General features: G+C 60.2%; 19 protein-coding genes. 2 read left to right on the forward strand and 17 right to left on the reverse strand.

The window, feature by feature from the left end; translation table 11 throughout:
- Positions 1-123: 123 nt before the first annotated feature.
- The 14 genes from OHL23_RS20080 to OHL23_RS20145 form a co-directional block, all read right to left on the reverse strand.
- Positions 124-2,412, reverse strand: coding sequence for a Tex family protein (locus OHL23_RS20080; RefSeq protein ID WP_263353746.1), 2,289 nt, complete (start codon positions 2,410-2,412; stop codon positions 124-126).
- 79 nt (positions 2,413-2,491) lie between these two features.
- Positions 2,492-2,923 (reverse strand): hypothetical protein, encoded by a 432-nt coding sequence (locus OHL23_RS20085; RefSeq protein ID WP_263353747.1) that lies wholly within the window; start codon positions 2,921-2,923, stop codon positions 2,492-2,494.
- Positions 2,920-3,417 carry an EAP30/Vps36 family vacuolar-sorting protein gene (locus OHL23_RS20090; protein ID WP_263353748.1) on the reverse strand — a complete coding sequence of 166 codons (498 nt, stop codon included), beginning with the start codon at positions 3,415-3,417 and terminating at the stop codon, positions 2,920-2,922. Before OHL23_RS20090 ends, OHL23_RS20085 begins: the two co-directional genes overlap by 4 nt.
- A 146-nt stretch (positions 3,418-3,563) precedes the next feature.
- Complete coding sequence (locus tag OHL23_RS20095) at positions 3,564-5,852, reverse strand: tetratricopeptide repeat protein (protein WP_263353749.1); 2,289 nt, start codon at positions 5,850-5,852, stop codon at positions 3,564-3,566.
- Positions 5,849-6,436 carry a redoxin domain-containing protein gene (locus tag OHL23_RS20100; RefSeq protein WP_263353750.1) on the reverse strand — a complete coding sequence of 196 codons (588 nt, stop codon included), beginning with the start codon at positions 6,434-6,436 and terminating at the stop codon, positions 5,849-5,851. The genes OHL23_RS20095 and OHL23_RS20100 overlap by 4 nt, the downstream gene beginning before the upstream one ends.
- Positions 6,437-6,640: 204 nt before the next feature.
- Positions 6,641-8,281: a UbiD family decarboxylase gene (locus tag OHL23_RS20105; RefSeq protein ID WP_263353751.1), complete on the reverse strand. Its 1,641-nt coding sequence runs from the start codon at positions 8,279-8,281 to the stop codon at positions 6,641-6,643.
- A gap of 123 nt (positions 8,282-8,404) precedes the next feature.
- Complete coding sequence (locus OHL23_RS20110; RefSeq protein WP_263353752.1) at positions 8,405-9,361, reverse strand: VTT domain-containing protein; 957 nt, start codon at positions 9,359-9,361, stop codon at positions 8,405-8,407.
- 226 nt (positions 9,362-9,587) lie between these two features.
- On the reverse strand, positions 9,588-10,916 hold the full coding sequence (locus OHL23_RS20115) for a penicillin-binding transpeptidase domain-containing protein (RefSeq protein ID WP_263353753.1): 1,329 nt from the start codon (positions 10,914-10,916) through the stop codon (positions 9,588-9,590).
- Between the two features lie 334 nt (positions 10,917-11,250).
- Positions 11,251-12,885 (reverse strand): cell division protein FtsZ, encoded by a 1,635-nt coding sequence (ftsZ, locus tag OHL23_RS20120; protein ID WP_263353754.1) that lies wholly within the window; start codon positions 12,883-12,885, stop codon positions 11,251-11,253.
- A gap of 38 nt (positions 12,886-12,923) precedes the next feature.
- Positions 12,924-14,132 (reverse strand): cell division protein FtsA, encoded by a 1,209-nt coding sequence (ftsA, locus tag OHL23_RS20125; RefSeq protein WP_263353755.1) that lies wholly within the window; start codon positions 14,130-14,132, stop codon positions 12,924-12,926.
- 45 nt (positions 14,133-14,177) lie between these two features.
- Positions 14,178-15,497 carry a cell division protein FtsQ/DivIB gene (locus tag OHL23_RS20130; RefSeq protein WP_263353756.1) on the reverse strand — a complete coding sequence of 440 codons (1,320 nt, stop codon included), beginning with the start codon at positions 15,495-15,497 and terminating at the stop codon, positions 14,178-14,180.
- Positions 15,498-15,604: 107 nt separating this feature from the next.
- Positions 15,605-16,114, reverse strand: coding sequence for a hypothetical protein (locus OHL23_RS20135; RefSeq protein ID WP_263353757.1), 510 nt, complete (start codon positions 16,112-16,114; stop codon positions 15,605-15,607).
- A gap of 202 nt (positions 16,115-16,316) precedes the next feature.
- Positions 16,317-17,723, reverse strand: coding sequence for a UDP-N-acetylmuramate--L-alanine ligase (murC, locus tag OHL23_RS20140; RefSeq protein ID WP_263353758.1), 1,407 nt, complete (start codon positions 17,721-17,723; stop codon positions 16,317-16,319).
- A 287-nt stretch (positions 17,724-18,010) separates the two neighbouring features.
- Positions 18,011-18,697: a hypothetical protein gene (locus tag OHL23_RS20145; RefSeq protein WP_263353759.1), complete on the reverse strand. Its 687-nt coding sequence runs from the start codon at positions 18,695-18,697 to the stop codon at positions 18,011-18,013.
- 1,026 nt (positions 18,698-19,723) lie between these two features.
- On the opposite strand from OHL23_RS20145, the gene OHL23_RS20150 reads away from it, so the two are divergent.
- On the forward strand, positions 19,724-20,134 hold the full coding sequence (locus tag OHL23_RS20150) for a hypothetical protein (RefSeq protein ID WP_263353760.1): 411 nt from the start codon (positions 19,724-19,726) through the stop codon (positions 20,132-20,134).
- A 310-nt stretch (positions 20,135-20,444) separates the two neighbouring features.
- Positions 20,445-20,975 carry a hypothetical protein gene (locus tag OHL23_RS20155; protein ID WP_263353761.1) on the forward strand — a complete coding sequence of 177 codons (531 nt, stop codon included), beginning with the start codon at positions 20,445-20,447 and terminating at the stop codon, positions 20,973-20,975.
- 84 nt (positions 20,976-21,059) lie between these two features.
- Here OHL23_RS20155 and murG read toward each other — a convergent pair whose 3' ends face one another.
- From murG to murD, 3 genes are read right to left on the reverse strand one after another with little or no spacing between them, the layout of a single operon-like run.
- Positions 21,060-22,166, reverse strand: a complete 1,107-nt coding sequence (murG, locus tag OHL23_RS20160; RefSeq protein WP_263353762.1) for an undecaprenyldiphospho-muramoylpentapeptide beta-N-acetylglucosaminyltransferase — start codon at positions 22,164-22,166, stop codon at positions 21,060-21,062.
- Position 22,167: 1 nt separating this feature from the next.
- Positions 22,168-23,262, reverse strand: coding sequence for a putative lipid II flippase FtsW (ftsW, locus tag OHL23_RS20165; RefSeq protein ID WP_263353763.1), 1,095 nt, complete (start codon positions 23,260-23,262; stop codon positions 22,168-22,170).
- Positions 23,263-23,268: 6 nt separating this feature from the next.
- Positions 23,269-24,642 carry a UDP-N-acetylmuramoyl-L-alanine--D-glutamate ligase gene (gene murD / locus OHL23_RS20170; RefSeq protein ID WP_263354129.1) on the reverse strand — a complete coding sequence of 458 codons (1,374 nt, stop codon included), beginning with the start codon at positions 24,640-24,642 and terminating at the stop codon, positions 23,269-23,271.
- Between the last annotated feature and the right edge of the window lie 83 nt (positions 24,643-24,725).

Here is a 24,725-nt window from a genome sequence, read left to right on the forward strand (position 1 = left end):
GAGGGTCACCTTTTAGCTCGTGCTGCTTAAATTGGTGCTTATAGGGTTATGCACATCCTTTGTACGAGCTGCGCACGAGGGATGGGCACCCAGAGTTTTATTGTCACTTGAGTTAGAGATGGACTATCGTTTTTGCCAGCGGGCGGCCAGGGCTGCGATTTTGTCTTCCATCGTTGCCGGGGGTGCTGGGGGGGCTGGCGGTTTGGGTGGGGTGTTGGGGCGTTTGCCTGCTGGGCGTGGGCCTGCGCTGTTGTCCAGCAGGGCTTTGATCGACAGGGAGACTCGTTTGGTTCGGGCGTCGGCGCTTAGGACCTTTACCTTTACGATCTGTCCGGCTTTTACGGCTTCTGACGGGTCTTTGATGAACTTGTTGGAGAGTTCGCTGATGTGTACGAGGCCGTCCTGATGGACGCCGACGTCGACGAAGGCTCCGAAGCGGGTGACGTTGGTGACGACGCCTTCGAGGACCATGCCCGGCTCCAGATCGGAGATTTCGTGGACCGATTCGAGGAAGCTGGGGGCGACGAACTTGTCGCGGGGGTCGCGGCCCGGCTTGCGCAACTCATCAAGGATATCTTGCAGGGTGAATGTTCCGGCCTTGAGCTGGCTGCGGTCGACTTTTTCGAGCAGTTCCGGCTGGCGGATGATGCTGTCGATGGGGCTGGCGGCGAGGCGGGCGATCTCTTCGACGAGCGCGTAGGACTCGGGATGGACGGCGGTTGAGTCGAGCGGGTTTTCGCCATCGCGAATGCGCAGGAAGCCCGCGGCCTGTTCGAATGTCTTGGGGCCGACGCCGGTGACCTTCTTCAGTTGCTCGCGGGAGACGAAGCGGCCGTGCTGGTCGCGGTGGGCGATGATGTTCAGGGCCGTGCGCTCGGTGATTCCGGCGACGTAGCGGAGCAGCGCCCACGAAGCGGTGTTGAGGTCGACGCCGACGCGGTTGACGCAGCTCTCGATGACCTGGCCGAGAGACTCCTGAAGCTGGCGCTGGTCGACGTCGTGCTGGTACTGGCCGACGCCGATGGCCTTGGGGTCGACTTTGACCAGTTCGGCGAGGGGGTCTTGCAGGCGGCGGGCGATGGAGATGGCTCCGCGGACGGTGAGGTCGAGGTCGGGGAACTCCTGGCGGGCGAGGTCGGAGGCGGAGTAGACGCTGGCTCCCGATTCGCTGACGGTGACGGTGAAAATGTCCTTGAGTTCCTTTTCGCGCAGGAATTCACGGACGAGGGCGTCGGTTTCCCGGGAGGCGGTGCCGTTGCCGATGGCGATGGCCCGGCAGTTGTGCTGGCTGAGGAAGCGGTAGAGAGTAGCCTTGGCTGCTTCTGTGTTGCCCTTGCCGGTGTGGGGGTAGATGACGTCGTGGGCGAGGAATTTGCCGGTTTCGTCGACGACGGCGACTTTGCAGCCGGTGCGCAGGCCGGGGTCGATGCCGAGGACGGCGATGGGTCCGGCGGGGGCTGCGAGGAGCAGGTTGTGCAGGTTTTCGCGGAAGACCTGGATGGCTTCGGCGTCGGAGCGGCGTTTGAGTTCGAGGCGGATTTCGGCCTGGATGGAGGAGTTCAGCAGGCGCGACCAACTGTCATCGACCGCCAGCTCAAGCTGAGGGGTCCAGTCGCCTTTGGCCTTCAGGACGCGGGAGCGTAGCATGGAGCCGGCGCGGTCGGCGTCGGTTTCGATGAGGAAGAAGAGGACGTTTTCGGTTTCGCCGCGGCGGATGGCCAACATGCGATGCGAGGGGATGGTCTTCACCGGCTCGCGGTACTCGTAGTACATCTTGAACTTCTCTTGTTCGTCGACGGCGTCGACGGCCTTCTTGCTGATGACGACGCCTTCGTCGAAGACCCACTGGCGCAGCATCTTGCGCAGATCGGCGTCTTCGCTGATACGCTCGGCGACGATGTGGCGGGCACCTTCGAGGGCGGCCTCGACAGTCGCGACGCCTTTTTCTTCGCTGACGAAGGTTGGCGCGAGATCGGCGAGCGAGGTTTCGCCGGGCTGCTGCGCCCAGAGGTAGTCGGCGAGAGGTTCGAGGCCCTGTTCGCGGGCGATGGTGGCCTTGGTGCGGCGCTTGGGCTTGTAGGGCAGATAGAGGTCTTCGAGGACGTTGCGGTCGAGCGTGGCCTCGATGCGAGCCTTCAGCTCATCGGTCAGCTTGCCCTGCCCGGCGATGGTTTCGAGCACTGTCTGCTTACGCGAGACCAGTTCGCGGAAGTAGGCGAGCTGCTCTTCGATGGCGCGAATCTGCACCTCGTCGAGATTGCCGGTCGCTTCTTTCCGATAGCGGGCGATGAATGGGACGGTGCCGCCCTCGTCGAGGAGTTCGATGACGGCGACCAGGCCGCGCAGTGGAAGAGTGAGTTGCTGGGAGATATGGAGGAGAATTTCGGGGGATAGAGCCTGCGGAGTAGCCATGATGTGACTTCAGTTTACCGGGACGGGCTGAGGAAATCGCAGCGGGGATTCCGCACTCCCCGTTGCCGCATACCGAGGTTTACGCCAGCCGCGCCAGAAACTGCTGCGCCTTTTCGATTGCCTGATCTCCGCCTTGCGCAGTTTCACGTGCAGCATAAAAAAGATCGCTGTACAGCCTGAAACGCGTGATCTTGTAGTCATCGATTGGCTCTTGCTGCAAGCCGAAGCGTTCCAGGATCGTCCGCCCCTCTTCCAAAACTCTCCGCAGGTCGCTGGATATCGGGAAATTGCTTTCCATATCCGACAGGACAACTCTCCCCGGCTCGGTCAATTCGAAGGTAAGAACTTTATTTTCGCCGAATGTCTTTCTCTTGATGATGAACGAAATTCCGCCTTCGGCATCTGACTTGTAGGTCTCTAGCTCAGGATCGGCTACGAAATACCACTTCAGCTTGCCGTCTCTGGTCTTTTCAAGGAGTTGGGTTGCAAATTCCTCGGCCTTCGCGCTCATCGTCCCTCCTCATCTTGGCGTTTCAGCAAGCGCCCGCATATTTCGCTCAAGTCGCGGCTGGCCCCCAATGCTGCGTCAGTCGCGACACGGCGTGCGTCACTATCGTCCCACACTGCTGGTTCGGCCAATTTTCGAGCCAACTCCTGATATCGAGACTCCAATGCCAGTAGTTTAGCGGAATCGCTGCCAAGATACCGCTCAAATCGGGCGCGATCCTTTGGGATTCGTGCCAATATGTCTCTAACCCGAACCGCCGCCTCGGGCTGCCGCTCGAACTGTACCAGTTCCGATATGCTCTCCGCGATGTGCAACAAATCCGAAAAGGAGTCGGATGCCTCGCGTTGCCAAATCGCCTCTCGCGTCTCTTTAGCGGCTTGCTTGGCGCCGGTGGCTTGCCGAACAGCCCAAAGCGTGAAGACCAATCCGACTAGCCCCACCCCGAAATTTGTGTAGTCGAACCAGTCACGCGGAATCGGAATCATTGGCGCAAGCATAACGCAAAACACCATGGCAGCTATAGCTTACGCCGCGCCTGTCTTCAGCATCTGAGACGCACGATTTGGAACGCGCGAGAATGACGTGCGAAGTGAAGTGTAACGATGAGCCAATCGCGCGGTAAGCCTTCTGCGTGGTGCTGACTTCAGTTGGCTCTTGGCAGACGGTCCAGATTGGCGCGGGCCTGGGCGTGGCCGGGTTGGAGCTGCAGGGCGCGCTGGAAGTCGCGGCGGGCGGATTCGGTTTTGCCGGTGCGGGCTTCGAGGACGCCGAGGTTGTTCCAGCCGTCCGGGTCGTTTTCCTGTAATTTGAGGGCCTGGCGCTGTTCTGTGGCTGCTTCTTCGAGATTGCCGGTTCCGGCGAGGACCTGGGAAAGCGCGGAATGGATGGCGGGGTCGTCGGGCTTGAGTTGGGCGGCTTTGCGAAGCTCTGCCTCGGCGTGGGCTAAATCGCCGGATTGCGCGTAGGCGCGGGCAAGTTGGCCGTGCGCTTCTTCGGAGGATGGATGGATGCGGATGGTTTCGTTGAGGCGCTGGATGGCGCTGGCGTTTTCGCCTGTGTCGAGTTCGATGGACGCCAGGCCGAGCAGCGACGGAAGGTTTTGTGGATCGAGTTGCAGGCTGCGACGGTATTCGTCCTCGGCGGGTTTGGGCTGGCTTTCTGCTGCGAGGGTCGCCGCGAGGCCGGAGTGGGTTTCGGCGTCTTCGGAACAGGCGGTCAATTGCACACGAAACTCCTGCTCGGCGGAGGAGAGATTCTGTTGGCGGAGATCTAGATTCGCTAGATCGAAGCGGGCGTCGCAGATTTGCGACTGCGGTGCGCCAGTGGCGGCGACGGCGCGAGCGAAGGATGCGCGCGCGGATTGCCAGTCGCCGGAGCCTTCGAGGGCTGCTCCCAGAGCGGTGAGGGTGCGGGCGTCGTCTGGATGCGCTTTGCTGTCGCGTTCATAGACTGCGACGGCTTCTTTGAATCGGCCTTCGCCGGTGAGCGCTGCACCGAGGTTATAGAGGCTTATGCGGTCGCCGGGGGACTTGCTGAGCCTGTTGCGCATCCATGCTTCCTCTAACAGAAGGCGCGGATCGGGACTGTTTGGGTCGGCGTGAACGGGCAATACCTGAAGCCAGAGGTGCGCCATTTCGTCTTCGGAGCGGTTGCCTGCGTGGACTCGGATTGGCGGATTGTGCGGGTTGCGCGGATTGGACGCCGAGTTGTCATAGAGATAGCGCATGTGCAGGACTGTGCCCTTGGGCAGTTGCACCGGTTCGCGATAGCGGTAGACGGATTGGCGGTCGATGTCCCAGTCGCAAATCCAGACCAGCCATTTTTTCTCGCCTGTGGGGAGCGTGGCCCAGGCCTGCATGTCTTTGCCGAGGTAGTGGGCGTGGGGGTAGACGCCGAGTGCTTCGACATCGACTGGCAGGGTCAGGGAGTCTTCGACGAGGAACTTGTTGTCGCCGGGAGGAATGTCAAGTGCGTCGTCGCGATCGAGTTGCAGCAGCATGGGCTGCCTGGTGGGCGGCTGGTCGGTGAAGTAGAGGCCGATTTCTGTGTCGATGACCTCGGATTTGCCGGAGGGTTTGAGGTGGATGTTGAGGATGAGATCGTTGCCGGGATCGAGCCGCCAGGGCATGCCTTCCGGCTCGATGAGCGCGGGAGTATCGGGCTTCCAGAAGAGGAAATGGCTGTCGGGATCGAAGGTGTTGCCGGCGTCGAGGAGAATCTCCATGCCGGGGATTCCGGACTGCCAGTCGGCGGGATGCTGACGGCGGAAGCTGCCGGTGCGGTCGATGAGCACGTTGGCGTGGTGGACGACCTGGGGCGCGCCGGGGCGAATCTCCATTGCGCGGATGTAGTGTCCTTCTTTGAGCGGATAGGGGAGGATGAAGTTGCGGAAGACGTCCGTGCCTCCGGCTGGAAGCGCGAAGCGCTGCGCCTGTTTGAGAATCAGGTCGGGTTTGCCCAATTGCCAGGTGGCGTCGTAGGCGGGAGCTTTTGGGGCTTCGGCGAGGTCGCCCTGTGGCATTCCCGCTTCGAACCACTTGCGCAGAGTTGCGAGGTCGGCGTCGGGCAGGCGGCGATTGTCGGCGAAGTCGCCGTGGCCGGGTTCGGGCAGCCATGGGGGCATGTAGCGGGAGCCGGTTACTTTCGCGACCTGTGCGCCCCAGCGTTTGGCGTCGGCGTAAGTCAGCAGGCTGAATGGGCCAGCGCCACCGGGATGATGGCAGGTTGTGCAGTTTTTATAGAGAATTGGCGCGATGTCATGGGACCAGGTCGGGTTTGGAGTAACTTGCGCCGTGGTGGAGTTAGAAGGCGAAGTTATTTTGGCGCTCGCGACTTGAGTATTTAGAAACGGAGGGTGGGCGATGGCTGCCAGGGTAACTCCGGCGATACACAGTGCTAGGCGTAAAAGCTCCACGGGTACCGATGTTTTCATGGCTTTTGCGCTGCCGGGATGATAGAGCAACCAACCGGGCCTGCGGCGGGCTTGGATGCTGGACGGCCAGCGAGTGTGGCCTCGATTGCCTCTTGCAATTCATGGCGCGTGGCTTGTGGTCGCTCCTGACCGAAGGCGATGTAGCGGTCGTCGATGCGGCCGTGATAGACCTCGCGAAGTGTGCCACCGTTGACGGCGAAGACAGCTGCTTCGGGAGTCACGGAGGCGTGGGCCATTTGCACCAGTTCTTGATGGGAATCAATCAATGCTGGCGTGACGATAGAGAAATCCTGTATGTGCCGTTGCACTATGGGAAGCGTGTCGCCGGGGTTTGGAAAGACCCACCATATTTTGATGGACTTGGCTGCATACTCCCGATTGAGTCTTGTGATTTCGGGGATATAGCGATTGGAGATCGGGCAGTCTGTGGCGGCGAAGATCAGCACGACTACCTGTGTTCCGTCGGCGGCCAGCTTTTGGATGGGATTGCCTTGCAAGTCAGATACGTGCAGCGTCTGCGCGACGGCGTGCGAAGCAGTGAAGATAAGGACGGCAGCCAGACAGTGCGCGACTATTCGACGCATGATAAAGGGCATCCGACAGGGCTCCCGGTAGAACCCTCCGATTCTACTTGAATGCCCGGTAGTGGGTCAGTTTGAATAAAGGCCAACCCTCAGGGACTGAAGCCCTTTGATCTTGCGGACTTAATGTACGGGCTGAAGCCCGTACCCTTCAAACCGACCCACCACCGAAGGCCTGGTTTATCTGCTCATTTCTGGCTGAGCCGTTTATTTGCGGTCGATCTCCAGTTTGCTCCAGATGGTGTCGATTTTGGCCTTTGTCGCACGGTCCATTTCGAGCATGGCAGGCCAAGGGCGGTCGAAGCCTTCGGCTTTCCACTTTCGGGTGGCGTCGATGCCCATCTTGGAGCCGTAGTTGGGCATGCGGCTGGCGTGGTCGAGCGAATCTATGGGGCCCAGGGTGAACTGGATGTCGCGCTCGGGGTCGATGTTGTTCGTCACTCGCAGGGTGACTTCGCCGATGTCCTGTACGTCGCAGTCTTCATCGACGACGATGATGCACTTGGTGAACATGGCCTGGCCGAGCGACCAGATGGCGGACATGACTTTGCGCGCCTGGCCGGGGTAGCTCTTGCGGATGGACACGAGCATGAGGTTGTGAAAGACACCCTCGGCGGGCAGGTTGATGTCGATGATTTCGGGGATGGTCATCTTCATCATGGGCAGGAAGATGCGTTCGACGGCCTTGCCCATCCAGGCGTCTTCCATGGGCGGTTTGCCGACTATGGTGGCGGCGTAGATGGGGTCTTTGCGGTGGGTGATGCAGGTGATGTGGAAGACCGGGTATTGGTCCTGCATGGTGTAGAAGCCGGTGTGGTCGCCGAAGGGGCCTTCGGTGCGCAATTCGCCAAGTTCGACGTAGCCTTCGAGGACGATCTCCGCGTTGGCTGGTACTTCGAGATCGACGGTTTCGCATTTCACGATCTCGACGGGCTTGCCGCGCAGGAAGCCGGCGATCAGGTACTCCTCGACCTCGGGAGGGGCGGGGACGATGGCGGAGAATGTCGTGGCCGGGTCGGTGCCGATGGAGACGGCGACCTCCATGCGCGAGCCTTTGAGGTTGCCGAACTGGACCTGCGGCAGTCCGCCGACGGGGCCATCGGGGACAGCGTAGGCACCGCCGGAAGACTCGGCCATGGCGGCTACGCGGGCGGCTTTGGGGTCGGCTTCGGCGTTGGCGGCGGCTACTGTACGCAGGGCTTCGCGATAGTGCTCGGCGGCGACTTTTTGGCGCTGCCAGTGCATGCCGGTGGTCTGACCGTCGTAGATCTGCATCCGGTACATGCCGATGTTGCGCTTGCCTGACCTGGGGTCGCGGGTATGGACGCACGGCAGAGTGATAAATGGGCCGCCATCGTGGGGCCAGCAGGTAAGGACGGGAAAATCGAGGACGTTGAAGTTTTCGCGCAGGATGAATTGTTTGCAGGGCGCGTCTTTTGCAGAGACGGTCTTGGGAAAGGAACGCGTCAGTTCGCCGACCTGGGGCAGCATCTTGAGCTTGTCGAGCAGGCCTTCGGGGGCTTTCATGTTCATGAGGCCGTGGATGCGTTCGGCGATCTGCTCCAGCCGGTCAACGCCGAGGGCCATGGCCATGCGACGTTCGGAGCCGAACTGGTTGATGAAGACTTTGTGGCCGGGATGGCCGATCACGTTTTCGAAGAGCAATGCGGGGCCACCGGGAGCGTAGCCTTGCGCGCCTTTGACTGTTCGCGAAGCGCTGCCGGATTTGGAGGCGCGGTCGGTGATTTCCGTGATTTCCAGTCGCGGCGAGACTGGTTCCTTGATGCGCTTCAGTTCTCCGGCTTTATCGAGAACCGCTATCCATTCGCGAAGATCGTTGTAGGCCACGCACTGCTCCTCGTGCTGGACCAGGCGCGCCTGATCGGGGTTGCACGAGTTCTAGTGTATCGGGCGGGGCGACAGTGGCGCCGATCATTGCGACTTGTGCTCCAGTGCGACCAAAACACTTGCTTATTGCTGCGTTGGTACGGCCATCTCGATTGCGTCGAGGGGGAAGCCTAGGCGCTTCCATTCGTCGAAGCCACCCCGCAGAGGACGGACGCGGGCGATGCCGAGCTTGTTGAGAGTCATGGCTGTCTTTGCTGCCGTGGCTTCGCTAGGGCAGGTGCAATAGAGGACGATGTCGCGGTCGAGGGGAATTTCGCTGCTGCGCTGGGCCAGAGCATCCGGCGATAAGTGATGCGCGCCCGGCAGGGTGTACGGGTCGGGAACCAGTTCCAGCGGGTGGCGAAGATCCACGATGTAAACGGGCTCGCCCGCATCCAGCATTTGCTTGAGGGTTTCCGGTTCGAGTCGAGCGGTGCGGAACTTCCTCAAATAGCTGTAGCGGCGGTAAATCCTGCTGGCGAGGAAGGCAAGAATGCCCAGAATCAGGAGCGCTCCGCCGAAGCGTCCCAACCAGTTGAGTACGCTGGGGTCCTTGGCGATCAGGTCGCCGAAGAGCCGCCCGGCAAGGAGCAGCGAACCCGCCCAGGCGATGGAACCACCCGCATCGAAGACCAGAAAGCGGCGCAGGCTCATCCCGGTCTGCCCGGCGACAGGCGGAGCGACTACGGAGAGTCCTGGAACAAACTTGGCGAAGAGCAGGGTGTAAGCGCCGCGGCGGCCAAACGACTCATGGGTGCGGCGAACGCATGTGCTGGCTTCAAGCGAGAAGCGGCAGAGGAGACGGAGCACATAGTGTCCGTAACGTCTACCAAACAGGAACCAGCTCAGGTCCGCGACGAGACAGGCTGTGGCTCCGGCAAGCAACGCGGCAAAAAAATTCATGTGCTCAGTCGCGGAGAGCGCGCCGGCGGCCAGAAGAACCGGCGTGGCGGGCAGGGGCAGTCCGATCTGCTCCAGAAGAACCCAGCCGAAGATCAGGAAATAACCGTATGTCAGGAGGATCGCGGTAGGTAATGGCATAGGAGAGACCTGGCGCCAGTGTAAATGTAGCTGCTGGCGTGTGGCTATAAGATGCCATTGCTGCCAGACAGTCGCAGGAATATGCAACGATCTCGGGAAGATCGTGTTCGTGGCGCGGGAAAGGCCGGGTTTTACAGGGCCTAGCCGGTCAAGATTTGTGTTTTCAGCTGGTTGAGCGCCCGTAGATCAGATCGAAGCTATCGGTGGCAACAGAAGCCATGAATCCCTAGTGGGCCACTCCGCTCGAAAAATTCGGGGAAAGCAATGAGCCGGTCTGGCCATGATTTTGAACCCCGGCTTGCACTGGTCCCTTTTCTGCGAAGTAATTCCTATCCCATAGGCTGCGATAGAAGAGGCCAGTCAGCTCGGCAGCGCGTGGGCCGAAGACGGGACGCCCGCCTTCGAGGAAGAAGACAGTGACGAGGCTTCCCATGGGGGAATCTGAATAGGAAGCAAACCAGCCGAAACGGGTTCCGTTGTTGGAGCAGGTGCCGGTTTTGCCGAATACGGGAAGTTCGTGGAAGTTGACGCGCAACCTGCGGGCCGTTCCGTACTCGACTGCGCCGGCCATGCCGTCCTGCAGGTCGGGAACGAAGCGAGCGATGTCGAGGGTGCGCTTGATGCGCGGCTCAAAGCTGGCGACCTCGTCGGGAGTGGTCGGATGTTGCAGATAATAAAGGGTGCCACCGTTGGCGATGGCGGCGACGAATGCGCCGAGTTGCAGCGGAGTCATGGAGACTCCCTGGCCAAAGCTGCACATGCGGCCTACGCCACCTTCGGCAGCCGGAATCTCGTGATCGGGATAGGTACCTAGTTGTTCGCCGGGAATGTCGTAACCGGCCAGTTCGCCGAGGCCGAACTGCGTGGCGTAGTGGCGAACGCGCTCAAAGCCCAGTTCCCTGCCCATCTCCTCGAAGTAGAGGTTGTTGGAGTGCGCCAGAGCCTCGGTCATATTCATGCGGAAGCCGCCCAGATTGACGGGCGTGTCACGGGTCACGAGGCCTTCGGAAAGCGCGGCGAGACCGACGGAGAGCTTGATGGTGGAGCAAGGCTCGGCGCCGGGCGAGAGCGCAAGCTTCTGATTGACCATGGCCAGAATGCGACCGTTGGCGGGATTGATGACGACGGCTGTGCCGTTCATGTTGCCGAGGGCGTCGATAACTGCGGCGCGGATGGTCGGGTCTTCGCCTGCGGTGATATCGCCGTCTCCCTGGCTGGTAACAAAAGAGCTGGCGGTGAAGCGCTCGTAGGTGACGTGATGGCGGGAGGCCAGCGTCGTCCGCCGCAGTCTTCCGTGAACTGTGCGGGGGGTAGTGGCTGCGGCAACTTTGCCTGCCGCGTGAGTCGCGGGAGCGTGCGCGACAGCATGAGCGGTTGTGTGACTGGTTGCGGTTCGGTGCGCTACGTGCTTGGCAGACTTGGTTTCCGTGATGTGCGGCTGTGCGGTCTTTGCATGGTGGACGCGATGGGTCGCAACATCGGCGCTGGCCGCGGTAACGAAGACGGAGGTGTAAGCCAAGGCGAGTGCTGCGGCACAGTGCGGAACCAATCTCATCGGGAAAGCGACCTCGGATTCAGTGAATTGAGACTCCACCCCGGTTAGCTTTCCGTGCTACGTGTTCCCTGGGGCGGCATACGACAGGTGCAGATCAGGTGGTTCAACCTTAAATCGGCCTTATTGGCACGACGGCAAAAAGTTGATTTCTTCGTCAATACCAGATTAGCAAACTAATCCGTTGACAAATGGAAACGCCGTCTTAATTGCAAATTTCATTCAATGGGCTAACCATAATTCCCTTGGGGGCTTAACGGCACTCTACAGAGCAACGTATTAAAAAACAACCCCTCTTTTTGGGCAGCTTCCCAGTTCGGGACTCACTTAAACCCTGCTAAAACTGGCCTCTGCGCAGAAATGCCGGGACATCGAGATCGGTCTGCTCCGGTTCGGGAGTGTGGCCGAAGAACGGCGAGGACTCGCTCGGAGTGGTTGTGACGGGACGAAGCTCGCTGGCGTAGTCCCTGGGCAAGGGTGCGTAGGTTGGTGGCTCGGCCAGTTCGGCGAAGCGAGGCCGCGCGGGAACGGCCGGGTGCTCTGGCTCATAGGCGAAGCGGCTGCCAAATTCCCGGTAGGGTACGACTTCCTGATGTGCCTCAGGCGTGGCGGCGGGGTGTTCTGCAACCGTTTCCGCAACTACGGCTTGCGCGACGACGGATTGGGCTGGTTCCGGCTCTGCGACGACGGGAACGCCGACAAGGACAAGTTCTGCCTCGACGGGTGCAACTGGCTCGGAGGTGCCCGCCCAGCTCTGGAGTTTTGCTTCCTGCGAGAGATTTTCGATCTCTTCCTCTTCCACTTCGCTCATAAAGCGAAGCGGCGCGGGCGCGGATTCCTTCATCCAGTTATCGGGCGCAACCACGGGGACGGAAATGACCGGCGCGGACTCGACATCGAGCATACGGGCGCGGCGTTCCGGCATCTGGTCGCGGAAGCCGGTGGCGATGACCGTGATCTTGACGTCGTCGCCCATCTTCTCGTCGAGGACTGCGCCGAAGATGATGTTGGCGTCTTCGTGGGCGGAGGTCTGGATGAGCGAAGAGGCTTCGTTGACTTCGGAGAGTTTGAGGGTGCTGGAGCCGGTGATGTTAATGAGGATACCGCGCGCTCCGTCGATTGCACCTTCTTCGAGAAGCGGTGAGGCCATGGCTGCCTGTGCCGCCTCGACGGCCCGGTTGGCTCCGGAACGGACTGCGGTGCCCATGACGGCGTGGCCCATGCCGGCCATCGTTGTTTTTACGTCGGCGAAGTCGCGGTTGATGATGCCGGGGATGGTGATGATATCTGAAATGCCCTGGACTCCCTGGCGCAGGACGTCGTCGGCGATGCGAAAGGACTCGAAGAAGCCCGCGTCCTTGGCTACGGCGAGCAGCTTTTCGTTGGGAATGACGATCATCGTGTCGACGCTTTCGAGCAGCTCGGCCATGCCGCGCTCGGCCTGTTGGAGGCGGCGCTTGCCCTCGAAGGCGAAGGGGCGTGTGACGACGGCGACGGTCAGAATGCCCATTTCGCTGGCGAGCGAGGCGATGACGGGAGCGGCGCCGGTGCCGGTGCCGCCGCCGAGACCGGCGGTGACGAAGACCATGTCCGCGCCTTCGAGGGCTTCGATGATCTTGTCGGAGTCTTCGAGAGCGGCGCGGCGGCCAACGTCGGGATTTGCGCCTGCGCCGAGGCCGGCGGTGAGGCGGACGCCGAGTTGGAGCTTGACGGGAGCCTGGGAGAGCTTGAGGGCCTGGACGTCGGTGTTGGCGGTGATGAACTCCACACCCTCGACCTTGGCCTCGATCATGCGGTTGATGGCGTTGCCGCCGCCGCCGCCCACGCCGATGACCTTGATGCGGGCTCCGTGCGGAACCTCATCGTGAAACTGGATGCGGATGGCCTCGCTGCGGTGCGCGTCGGTTCCTTCGGTCCGGTTCTCGATTTGGTATGCACCGATTGCGGGCTGGTTCCCTATTGGCTGGTCCATGTGTCTGTTGCCTCCGTCCGACTCTGCTACATCAAATACTACAAACTTGCTGCGAAAATGGCGCGTAGTTTAGCGCGCAGACTGTTGTTCTCTGCGGTACGTGTCACTCTTTTTCGGTGCGCGTAGAGCAGCATTCCCACCAGGGTGGCGTATGCGGGGTGGGTTAGCTCGGACGGCATCCGGGAAAGCTGCACGGGCTGGCCGATTCTGGCGTGTACGTGCAGGATGCTTTCGGTGACGTCGAGCAGACCGGGAAGGATCGAGCCGCCGCCGGTCAGGACGCATCCGGCGCCCAGCGCGCCGAGCACTCCGCCATCGCGCAGACTGCGCCGCACCATGTCGAGAAGCTCGCGGGCACGTGGTTCGAGGATTTCGGCGACCATTCGATGCCGGATCATGGTCGGGTGGGGATTGCGTATTTCGATCTCGTCCATCTGCGGGATGGCGGTAACGACGGCGTGGCCGTAGCGGAGCTTTAGTTGCTCGGCGTGGGCTACCTGCATCTGCAGAACTACTGCGAGGTCGTTGGTGAAGTGCTGGCCGCCGAAGGGAATGCTGCCGGTGTGGGCGACTGCGCCCTCGAAAAATACGACCAATTCCGTTGAATGCGCGCCGATATCCAGCACGCAGACGCCGAGCTCGCGCTCGTCGGCGCTGAGGGTGGCCTCGGCTGCGGCGATGGCTTCGAAGACGGTGTCGGTGACTTCGAGGCCGGCGCGATTGGCGCAGGTGACGATGCTTTGCTGCGCGCTGCCGGAGCAGGTGGACATGTGAAGATCGACTTCGAGGCGACTGCCGACCATACCGACGGGGTCGTGGATTCCCGGCTGGTCGTCGAGGACAAACTGGCGCGTGAGCAGATGCAGGATTTCGCGATCGGGAGGAAGCGAGACGCCGCGGGCGCGCTCGACGGCGATGCTGACGTCGTCTTTGCTAATTTCGCGCATGCGTGCGCCGAAGTTAAGGCCGGCGGTGGTGTTGACGCCGATGACATTGGGGCCGCCGACGCCGACCATGCATTCGTCGATGTTGACGCGGACCATCTGTTCGGCGCGATCGCTGGCGGCTTTGACGGCGCGCGCCGCCGGGCCGAGATCGGCGATGAGTCCCTTGCGCATTCCTGCCGACTCGACCTGCGCGTGAGCACGGTAGCGCAGTGCGCCCTCGTTGAGATCAGCCGCAAGCACCCGCGTGAAGGCTGAGCCTACGTCGAGGACTACTATCAGATTTTCCTGCTTCTGGCTCATCGTTCGGGTTCCGGTTTTCGGCCTTGTTCTCGGTCTGCCTGACTGCTATTGCCCTTGTTTCAACTGCGAAGAGGAATCGGTGTTGCTGTGCGCTGCCTGATTCGCGGCTTTTTGACTGACTGCTCTTTCGTGCGCGAGCTTTTCCCACGCCAGGCGGGCTTTCGCGGCCTTTAGCCTTGCTGCTTTCTTTTTGGCTTCGAGCGCCTTGCGGGCGGCCTCTTTTGTCTTGCCGGGGGTGGCTTTTGCCGTCAGGGTTGCCGTCTTTGCCGTTGTGGGCTGGTCCGGTTGGGCTGAGGGTTTTGCAGGATCTGTGGCGGATGGCGTTGAAACTGCGCTTACGCTGTCGCCCCCGTTCGACGTGTTCGACATTTCGAGCGGAACCTCGCCGTTGTAGCGCAGATCGACGCCGATCAGTTTGGGGTAACGCTGACGCCACTCGGCGATGTGGGATTTGTAGACCTGAAGGCGATGCAGGAACTGGTCTTCTCCGAAATGCGCGAGGATATCCGCGCCTTGCTCGGGCATGGTGGCGCGCAGATCTTCGGGATCGGAGAGGTCGATTTCGGAGACCTGCTCGGTGAGGTGCTGGTTGTTCTGGTCCAGTTCGGCGATGAATCGCTGGTAGACGGCCATGCGCGCGCGCCGGGAGGCCAGCGAATCCTTGGCATCGATGCCGGTGATGACCGGGAAGGAATAGTGATGCTGGGCCATCATGACCGGAGGCATGGACAGGATGACGCCGTCGGCGTCGGCTAGCTCAACCTGCGGGCCTTGCCGCACAAAGGCGACTGGGGTGCGCTCGACAATGCTGACGCTCAGGCGGTTGGGCAGAAAACGCATGACCGTGGCCTGCTGCACCCAGGGGATGGATTCAAGCTGTTTGCGCCGCTGGGAGAGCGGGACAAAGAAGATGTTGCGGCCGATGTCCTCGCCAAAGACGGGGAGGATTTCTGTCCGATTGACTTCGCTCAGGCCGCTGGATTGAATGCTGGATACACCGGGGATGCGGAAATGCGGGTCCCGGACGAGAAACTGTCGCACGACAACACCCCCGGCAATGGCACTGCCGAGGACGAGGAGCATTGCCGTTCCGAGCAAAACGCGTCCGAAGGTGCTGCGCGGACGCCACCAGGGAGTTCGCGCCGGGGCGAACTTTGCCCGCCTTGGGATTGGACCGCGGGTTTCGATTTCGGCGTCTTCTTCGGCGACGGGTGGCATGGCGGAAACCACGCGCCTGCCGCCGCGATCTCCTGAAAGTACGGCCGAAGGCGCCCGCCACGCGCCGCGCGATTGAGGCGCAGCAGGGTCTACGGGGTCCTGATCGTCCCACAGGGTCGTTCGACTTGGATAGCTTTTCGAGGTCACGCCCGAGCCAGGTCGTGAGAATCGCCAACTTTGACTATAGCTTCGCCGCGCCGGGAAACGAGAGCTATCCGGCTCGGGGAACCCGACGGGTAACGGCTCATCCGGAACTATTTGGTGTCGGAATAGGACTCGCAGCGGACGTCGGAGGACTTTTCGTGCAGATCTTTTACCTCGAAATCCGATTTGGGCGCGGATTCGATGTGCTCGATAGCTGCCTCCATGTGTTCCTGGGTCCAGACGCCGCCCAGTGGAGGTTCCAGGAATTCAATGCCATTCTTCTTGCGGACAAAGCTGGCGTTGTTTTCCGCGCGGAAGACGCGGCGGCGCTCCTTCTCGCGGACGAAGAAGACAAAAGCCAGACCCCTGAGCGGATTCGAGTCTTCGTAACCGACCACATAGAGAGCCTCTTCGCCGGGATAGGCGGTGGTGTCGAGGTAGGAGCCGAGGCTAAGTATCTTTGGTTTGTGGCGCATCAGTTTTTTCGATTCCGCTCCTTCGACGAGGCAATGGGCCGCCTGATGAAGCAGCGTGATCGATTGCGCGGTAGACGGTTCCTGGGGGCAGGCGGAGGCGGTCAGGCTCAGACAAATCGAGATGAGGGCCAGATTCCTTTTCATTGCGTTTGTCCCGATTCGCCGGTGGCGAAGCCCGATAGTAGACCGACGGAAGATCATAGCCCAGAAACACATCTTTGTCCGATCATCGTCGGACTGGAAAGACTTTTGGTTCGAATACCTGGTTCGAACCCTGTAGCTGAACTGAGGGACGGATGCGGGCAGGAGATTGTTGCCGTACTTGTCACGCAAGGGGCACAGCCTGCTAAGCCGTCTCAAGCGCTGCGAGCACCTGCGGAGCCAGTTGGCTTACGTTGCCCGCTCCCAATGTGAGAACCAGATCGCCGGGATGGGCCAGTTTCGCGACTCGGGCTATCGCACCGGCGAAATCCGGCTCAAAGTGTGCGTGTGCGCTCTCCATGCGCCCAGCCAGCAGCTCGGCGGTGACTCCCGCGATCGGCTCTTCGCTGGCTGCGTAGATGGGCAGGACGGTGACAGTATCCGCCAGCGTGAATGCTGTGCTGAATTCGGCAAGAAGGTCGCGGGTGCGTGTGTACCGGTGGGGCTGGAAGATGACGTGAATTTGTCCATAGCCGCATTCGCGGGCTGCGGCGAGGGTGGCGGCAATCTCTGTTGGGTGGTGGCCGTAGTCGTCGACGACGGCGATGCCATTGGCCCGGCCACGCAACTGGAATCGGCGGTCGACGCCGTTGAAACTGGCCAGTCCTTCGGCGATCCGATCCTCCGGCACATCCAATTGGCAGGCGATTGCGACTGCGGCTGTTGCGTTGAGGATGTTGTGACGGCCGGGGACGCGCAGTTCGAATGGCCCGAGGACGCCTTTTGCCGTTACTACGGTGAAACGGCGGAATCCGCTGATGGCGCAGTTGGGACGGTCTCCGAGAGAACTGCTTTCTGCCGGTTCATCGATGATCTGCAAGCGATAGTCGGCGGCTGCGGCCACGCCGTAGGTGAATACACGGCGCTGCGTTCGCGACAGAATCTTTGCGAGCAGTGGATTGTCGATGCAGGCCGTGATTGCGCCATAAAACGGAACCTTGTCCATGAAGGAGAGAAAGGCTGTTTCAACATCGGACATGTCGCGATAGCAGTCCATGTGCTCGCGGTCGAGATTGGTCACGATGGCGAGGATTGGAGAGAGCTTCAGAAACGAACGGTCGCTCTCGTCGGCTTCTGCAACGAGATATTGCGAGCTGCCGAGGCGGGCATTGGAGCCGAGCGCATCGACGCGGCCACCGACGACAACGGTCGGATCGAGGCCGCCTGCGGCGAGGACGGAGGCGACCATCGAGGTGGTGGTCGTCTTGCCGTGCATTCCTGCAATGGCGATGCCGTACTTGAGGCGCATCAGCTCGGCCAGCATCTCGGCGCGCTGAATGACGGGGATTTTGCGCGTCCGCGCTTCTAGCACCTCTGGATTGGCGGAGTTCACGGCGGAGCTGGTCACGACGACGGTTGCGTCGCCGAGGTTGCCCTGCGCGTGGCCTTCGTGGATTGTGGCTCCCATCTGCGCCAGCCGGTCGGTGATGGGACTACGGCGAAGGTCGGAGCCGGAGACGCGCATGCCGAGCGTCAGGAGAATCTCGGCGATGCCGCTCATGCCGATGCCGCCGATACCAATGAAGTGTGCGTGCTGCTTCTGAATGAACATGCGTAAAGGGCTAGGTTACCACCCGAGGGCATCATTGAATTCAGCTCGAAATTTCGGCGGAACATTCCCGAGAGGTAGCCCGTAAAGCGAAGGGCACGATGAGGGCGGAGGCGAGATCGAAGACCATTTTTGCGACCTGCTTAATAACCAGGGCGACATCATCTCTACCGTTGTGCTCGACCGCAATTCTTACAGAGCACTCAAAACCCGATGGATGCGCTGCCGAGTTGCCCCCAGATAGAAAACTTACGGCCAGCGAAAATGATACGACGATCACTTTCTTGCAACTACTCCGGTAGTCCGGAGGATGCCGACTGCAAATCAACGATCTTGTAGTCGGGCGGAATCCGAAAAAGGGATGGGTTTGGCTCTTCGCGGCGAAGGTCTTGGATTTGGACTGTATAGGTCTCATTAGGGCCTGAGAACTTTACTGCTCCAACAAGCTTCAATTCGTTGGAATGCCAGCGCTCGACTGTGCTGGTCATGCCAGAATCATCTTCGGCGGTCTGTATGAGCCTTGTACTCTCAAACTCGACACCGCCGATGGTCTGGTTGTCTCCTCTTTCCGTCCTGACCTTCCATTTGCGCGATGAGTCGGGTCCGTCCGGCAGATCGAAGAAGACGAATTTGCCTTCACTCGAAGTTTTAAACGGCATCCGATACGCGACTCTCTCGGCGCTTAAGAGAACTACCTGAGAGCCACTCACTGGATCAATAAGCATGGTATGAGTGGCTAGTATCCGGCCAGACGGGTCGCGGCTCTCGGATTCAAACCGTAATCTTCCGGCTGCATCTCGGTAGGTTCTCGCCTGTATTGTGTATACGACAAAAGTTGTGCCATCCAGACGCCTGCGCGAATGTTCTTCAATCTGCTTATACGAGAGTGGAACCCCTGGCAGCGGAAGTATGAGGGATTGAGCGACCGAAGGGGCCGGAAGGTGGTCACCCTGCCCCGCCGCAATTCCTGTGACCATAACGACTCCACATAAGAGTGATAACGTTTGTCGAGTCATTGCACCCTCCTCAATTGCATAGTCCAGGACCTGTCGCCTCTTGGACATCTACGGCGAGACCTAGACATGCCCCGTTGACCACTAAGAACTGGGCTTTGAGGTATTGCGGACAAGCCGGAACGAAATTAACGCCTCCTCCCTGGATGCACGTCGGCTTCCCAGTCGAACACGCCAGAATGGTGTAGTGACAAGTGTCGTTCACTATCGTAGGGGAGGCCCATAGTACGTCTGCGAGATCCTGATGAGAGTCGATCCCTCGCTGTTGTACAGGCCTCCTGCGGAACTACAGTTGACAAACCCCTGCCAATTAAAAGTCCACTCGTCATCAGTGTCAATCGCTATGCTTTGATTGTTAGAACTAGACTGATAGCAACCTGCGCAGACTATTGCAAGTCCCCCTATATAAGGTTCCCTTGGTGCCGCGATGATCGAAACTATGAATTTTGTGCTGGCTATAGCAGTTTTTCTTTCTGTAGCAGTCAGCTACTTTGCAATTAAAATCATCCAGCCTTCTTCAATTGAAAAGCACTTAGAACAAGGCTCAGTTCTGTTTTCCCAAAGTCAATACACATAGCCCAATTCCTACTAAAGGTAATGTCCATCATTTCCTGTTTTGTGCGATCTACGGAGGTTTCTTTCTGTATTAACACCACGAAATGACCACGTTGTAACGACCATCCTTATGCCTTCTTCAGCTTCAGATTCTCTCAGGTAATCAGCTTCGACCACAATGCGCCGGTGAAGGAACATGCAGCCGCAAAGTAGGGTAGGCCCCCTGCGTTCGCAAGAGGCTCCAGCCAACACTGCGAGTGCCGGAAAGTTGCGGATATTTATTTCGCGCGGCTCCCACAAAGGGGCCACAACCTTTCTCAAACGCCGTGTTTGCACCTTACAAGAAAGGCGAGTTGAAGGTAACAGCAGTAGACAAGTTACCCCAAACAATTCGCAGTCCCTAAGTTGAGTCGACGGGACAAAAGGAAGGTTGCCATGCGGAACGTGATGCGTAATTGGATGCTCGGAACGGCTCTGGTTGCTGGATTGTTAGGAACGGGCGCGGTTGCCGCCAATGCTGCCCCGCAGGAGTTTCGCGGGCGGCCGGAACAGAGATTCGATCGCGGTTATGGACGGGGATTTGAACGGCCCGTTGTACGCGGATATGGATATGGCCGGCCCGGCTACGGCGTTGTTGTTGGAGGCGGCTACGGCGGTTATATTCCTCCCTGCCCCGGCGATGGGTATGTCTGGCTCAACGGCGGATGGGTTTTTCGCGGACGCCCGGAAGTAGCCGGCTTCGGATATGGACGGGGTGTACGCTACGATCGCGGGTTTGACAGGGGTTTTGACCGTGGCCGTGGGTTTGACCGCGGGGTTGACCGAGGCTTTCACGGCCGCCGCTAACCTGTAATTCTTGCTTCTGCTTCTCTCGTAATTGCTCCTGCCCTGACGGCTCCTTCACAAACCGGTGAAGGAGCCGTTTTTTCCTTGCATTCAGGGATTCATTCAGGGATTGCCGCACCGAATACTGCACCGAATTGTCATTTCGAAGAATCTTGAAGAATGCACCGCAACTTCGCGCGGCTGGATGCGTTAAACGTATCAGAGACGCCGAAAACGGCGTAGGCTAACCGGAAGAGCTGAAAACGCTCTCTCTCGCCAATCCCAGCAAGCCGGGGTCGAACGAATTCCGGAAGGCAATTGGAGGTTCAAAATGCGGCATCTTCGCTTGGTTATCTTCGCAGCGTTGCTGGCGGTGGGATTATCGTTCGCAACACAGGCTCATGCAGCCGTGTTCGTCGGCATAGGGATTGGCCCGGCCATTGCGCCGGTTCCTTACGCTTATGGGCCGCCGTCTTGCGACTACGGCTATTACTCGTACTACCCGTATGATTGCGCGCCGTATGGATACTACGGTCCCGGATGGTTCGATGGCGGCTTGTTCCTCGGCGTAGGCCCCTGGTATGGATGGGGTTGGGGTCGTGGCTTCTACGGACGCGGATTCGGTTATGGCCGTGGATTCGGGTATGGCCGTGGAGGATACGGCTACGGTCGTGGGGGCTACGGTTACGGCGGTCGCGGTGGCTACGGGTATGGCGGTCGTCCCGGATATGGTGGTGTACATCCTGGATACGGTGGCCGTCCCGGTGGCGGATTTGCCGGTGGACATGCTGGTGGATTCGGCGGTGGTGGTCACGGCGGCGGATTCGGTGGCGGCGGTCATGGTGGCGGTGGTCACCGGTAAGAGTAAGTCCACGCAGGTCAGATGGGGACGGGCTTCGGCTCGTCCCCTTTTTCTTGTCTTGAACTTCCCAGGTTCATGGATCAGCTATGGTTTTGCGCGGACAATCTGCACAAGACGATCTGCAATGCGCTCTGCTGCTCCAAGATGTGCCTGTGTGCGGGCTTGCGCGGCCATCGAGTGCAGTCTTGCCGGGTCGCTTAGCAGGGTTCGAAGGGTCTCCGATAACAACTCAGGCTGAATGAGCTGACGCTCTTCGATCATGGCGGCTGCGCCTGCCCGCACCATCACTTCTGCGTTGCTGCGCTGGTGGTCGTCAGCGGCTGCGGCAAACGGGATCAGCAGAGAGGGTTTTCCGGCGGCGGCGAGTTCGGCTACGGTGGAGGCGCCGCTGCGGGCCATTACGAGTTGCGCGGCCTGAAATCGCTCTGCCATGTTTTCCAGAAACGCCTCGACCCGCCATCGCGTGGGGTCTGCGCCGGATGCCTTGTAGGCTGCATGGGTCGATTCCGCGTGGCGCGCACCGGCCTGATGCAGAATCGTCAGCCCCGGAATGGCTTCGAGCAGAGCCGGAGCCAGTGGCGGCATCAGGGTATTGAAGATGCGCGCTCCCTGCGAGCCGCCAAAGATGAGCAGGTGTGGCGCGGCGTCGGCTGGCGGCGAAATCAGGGCGAAGAATTCCTGGCGTACCGGAATGCCTGTAACTTCGGCATTGCGAAACCATTTGGCCGCAGGAGGGAAATTGACTGCGGCGGCCTGGACCCATCTGCCCACCAGCCGATTGGCCATTCCGGGAACAGCGTTGGGCTCGAAGGCCATCGCCGGAACGCGACGCAGAATTGCGGCTCCCATGGCCGGACCGGATGCGTAGCCGCCTACACCGAAGACGGCATCGGCCCGGAAATCGCGGATGATGCGGGAGCAGGTGAGCAGACTCAGCGGCAGCTGCGCAAGCGTGCGGATTCGTGTGGCTAGCGAAACCTGGTTGAGCGGACCGACTTCGATCAGTTCAAGCTCGAATCCAGCGGCGGGGACCATCCGCGACTCCATGCCGCGGGCTGTTCCGATAAAAAGGATCTCTGCGTTGTGGCTGGCGACAAGTTCCCGGGCGACAGCAAGCGCGGGAATGATGTGTCCGCCTGTGCCGCCGCCAGCGATGATGATCCTTGGTGCTTTTAAGTTCGAGCCGGTCAAGTCAGTCGATCTCGCGGGTCAGATTGAGCAGGATTCCGATGCTGGCCAGCATAATGCACAGCGAGGTTCCTCCCGAAGAGATGAACGGAAGCGGAATGCCCTTGGTGGGCAGAAGCGCAACTACCACGCTCATGTTGAAGAAGGCCTGGATGAGGATCGTCATGGTGATGCCGAAGGCGAGCAGGCGCGCAAAGGGGTCGCGCAGGAGGAAGACGGTGCGCAGTCCGCGAATGCCGAGCACGGCGAAGAGCAACAGGATGAAGATCGCGCCAAGGAAGCCGAGTTCTTCGGCGATGTTGGCGTAGATGAAGTCAGTGTGCGGCTCGGGCAGATAAAAGAGCTTTTGTACGCCCTCCATGTATCCGCGACCGGTCCAGCCGCCGGTGCCGACGGCGATCAGTGACTGATTGATGTGAAAGCCCGCGCCCTGCGGATCGGCCTCGGGATGTAGAAAGACCTTCATGCGGGCCAAACGCCAGGGAACGAAGATCAGCAGAGCAGCGACGATGGGACTGACCGCTGCAACGATGCCGAGCAGATAGCGCCATTCCATGCCTGCGAGCACAAGGGTGAGAACGGTCATGCCGAGCAGGACAAGCGAGGTGCCGAGATCGGGCTCTTTGACGATCAGCGCAAGGAAGATGAGCGCGGGGAGCACGGCTGGAAGCAGTGTGTGTTTCCAATCCCGCATGGCGTTGAGACGGGTGTGCAGGAACCACGCCAGATACATTGCAAGCATCGGCTTGGCGATCTCCGATGGCTGGAAGGTGAAGAACGGCCCGAAGCGAATCCAGCGATGCGTGGCGTGCGAGCCGGGCACGACAAAAACCGCCAGTAGGAGCAGCAGTGTAACGCCCAGCGCGGTGTAGATGAAGAACTTCGAGTTGTAATGGCGGTAATCGACGCGCATCAGCACGACCATGGCGATGACACCGAGCAGCGCCCACAGAGCCTGACGGCCCAGAAATGTGTAGGGCGAGCCGAATCGAGCCTGGGCCATCACGGCGGAGGCGGAAAAGACCATTGCGAGTCCCACCACCACCAGCGAAAGCGTGGTGAAGAACAGCCATTTGTCGACTCCCACGCGCTTTGCCATCGACTGCTACCTCACGCCTTTCGCGCCGACGTAGTCCAGAACTAGTTCCTTGAAGACCTGCCCGCGATGCTCGTAGTTCTCAAACTGGTCGAAGCTGGAGCAAGCCGGAGAGAGCAGCACGATGTCGCCGGGATGGGCTGCCTTTCTGGCTGCCGCTACGGCTTTATCGAGGGTTTCGCAGGGGACGATCGGCACCACTCCGCGAATCTGAGACTCGATCTTGGCTGCCGCCGAGCCGATTGTGTAGACCGCTTTCACGCGCTTGCGCAGCAGGTCGGAGAGATCGGCGTAGTTGGAGTTCTTGTCCTTGCCGCCGAGAATCAGATGGATGCAGCCCATGAAGGCCGCGATGGCCTTGGCCGCAGCATCGACGTTGGTGGCCTTGGAGTCGTTGTAGTACTCGACGCCGTTGTCGGTGGCCACGTATTCCAGACGATGCTCCACTGCGTGGAAGCCTTCGACGGCCGAGGCGATCCCTTGAGCCGACGCGCCCGCGAGACGCGCGGCGCAGACGGCGGCGAGGACATTTTCGATGTTGTGCGAGCCTTTGAGCGGGATCTCATCGAGAGACATGATCGGTTCGATGGGAGCGTCGCTTGCGGCTCGAAAAACAACCTGTTCGTCCTGCACCCAGGTTCCCTGCGCGACCGGGCCTTGCAGCGAAAACCAGTAGACCCTGGAGTTGGCGCGGGCTGCTGCGGCGGCGGTACGGGGATTGTCCGCGTTGAGCACCAGTGCATCGTCGGAGGTTTGGGAGACGAAGATGCGCTCCTTGGTCAGGGCGTAGTTCTCGAATGTCCCATGGCGATCGAGATGGTCGGGAGTAATGTTCAGGATGACGGCGATGCTGGGATGGAAAAGTTCGGTGCTTTCCAGTTGAAAGCTCGAAACTTCGAGGACCGACCAGCCGGTTTCTGTGCTTTTTGAGATCAGATCGATCACGGGAACGCCGATGTTTCCGCCGACCTGCGTCTGGATTCCCGCGTGGGCGAGGATTTCGCCGGTGAGCGCGGTCGTTGTGGTCTTGCCATTCGAGCCGGTGATGGCGAGGATCTTGCCCTTTAGATGCTGCGCAGCAAGCTCCAGTTCGCCGATGACGGGAAGACCGAAGGCCTTTACCTGCACCAGTTCCGGGGTGTCCATGGGAACGCCGGGGCTGACGACAATCAGATCCTGGCGGCGAAAGGTGAGCAGACCGTGTCCGCCAGTTTCGACCATGATGCCGTGCTCAAGTAGGGCCGGAATCTCTTTGGCCAGGGCTGCGGCAGAGCGCATATCGGAGACAGTCACCTGCGCACCGCGCTGGCGGAGAAACAGCGCGGCGGCCAGGCCGGACTTGCCTAACCCCACGACCAGAACTTTCTTGCCCTTCAATTCCATCCAGACTCCCGCGCTGATTGGTCCCGATTGATTCGTAAATCCGCCAACTCCAATTGTGGCATTCAAATGCGCTCCGGTCGTCC

It is taken from the genome of Acidicapsa acidisoli (assembly GCF_025685625.1).
Lineage (GTDB): Bacteria > Acidobacteriota > Terriglobia > Terriglobales > Acidobacteriaceae > Acidicapsa > Acidicapsa acidisoli.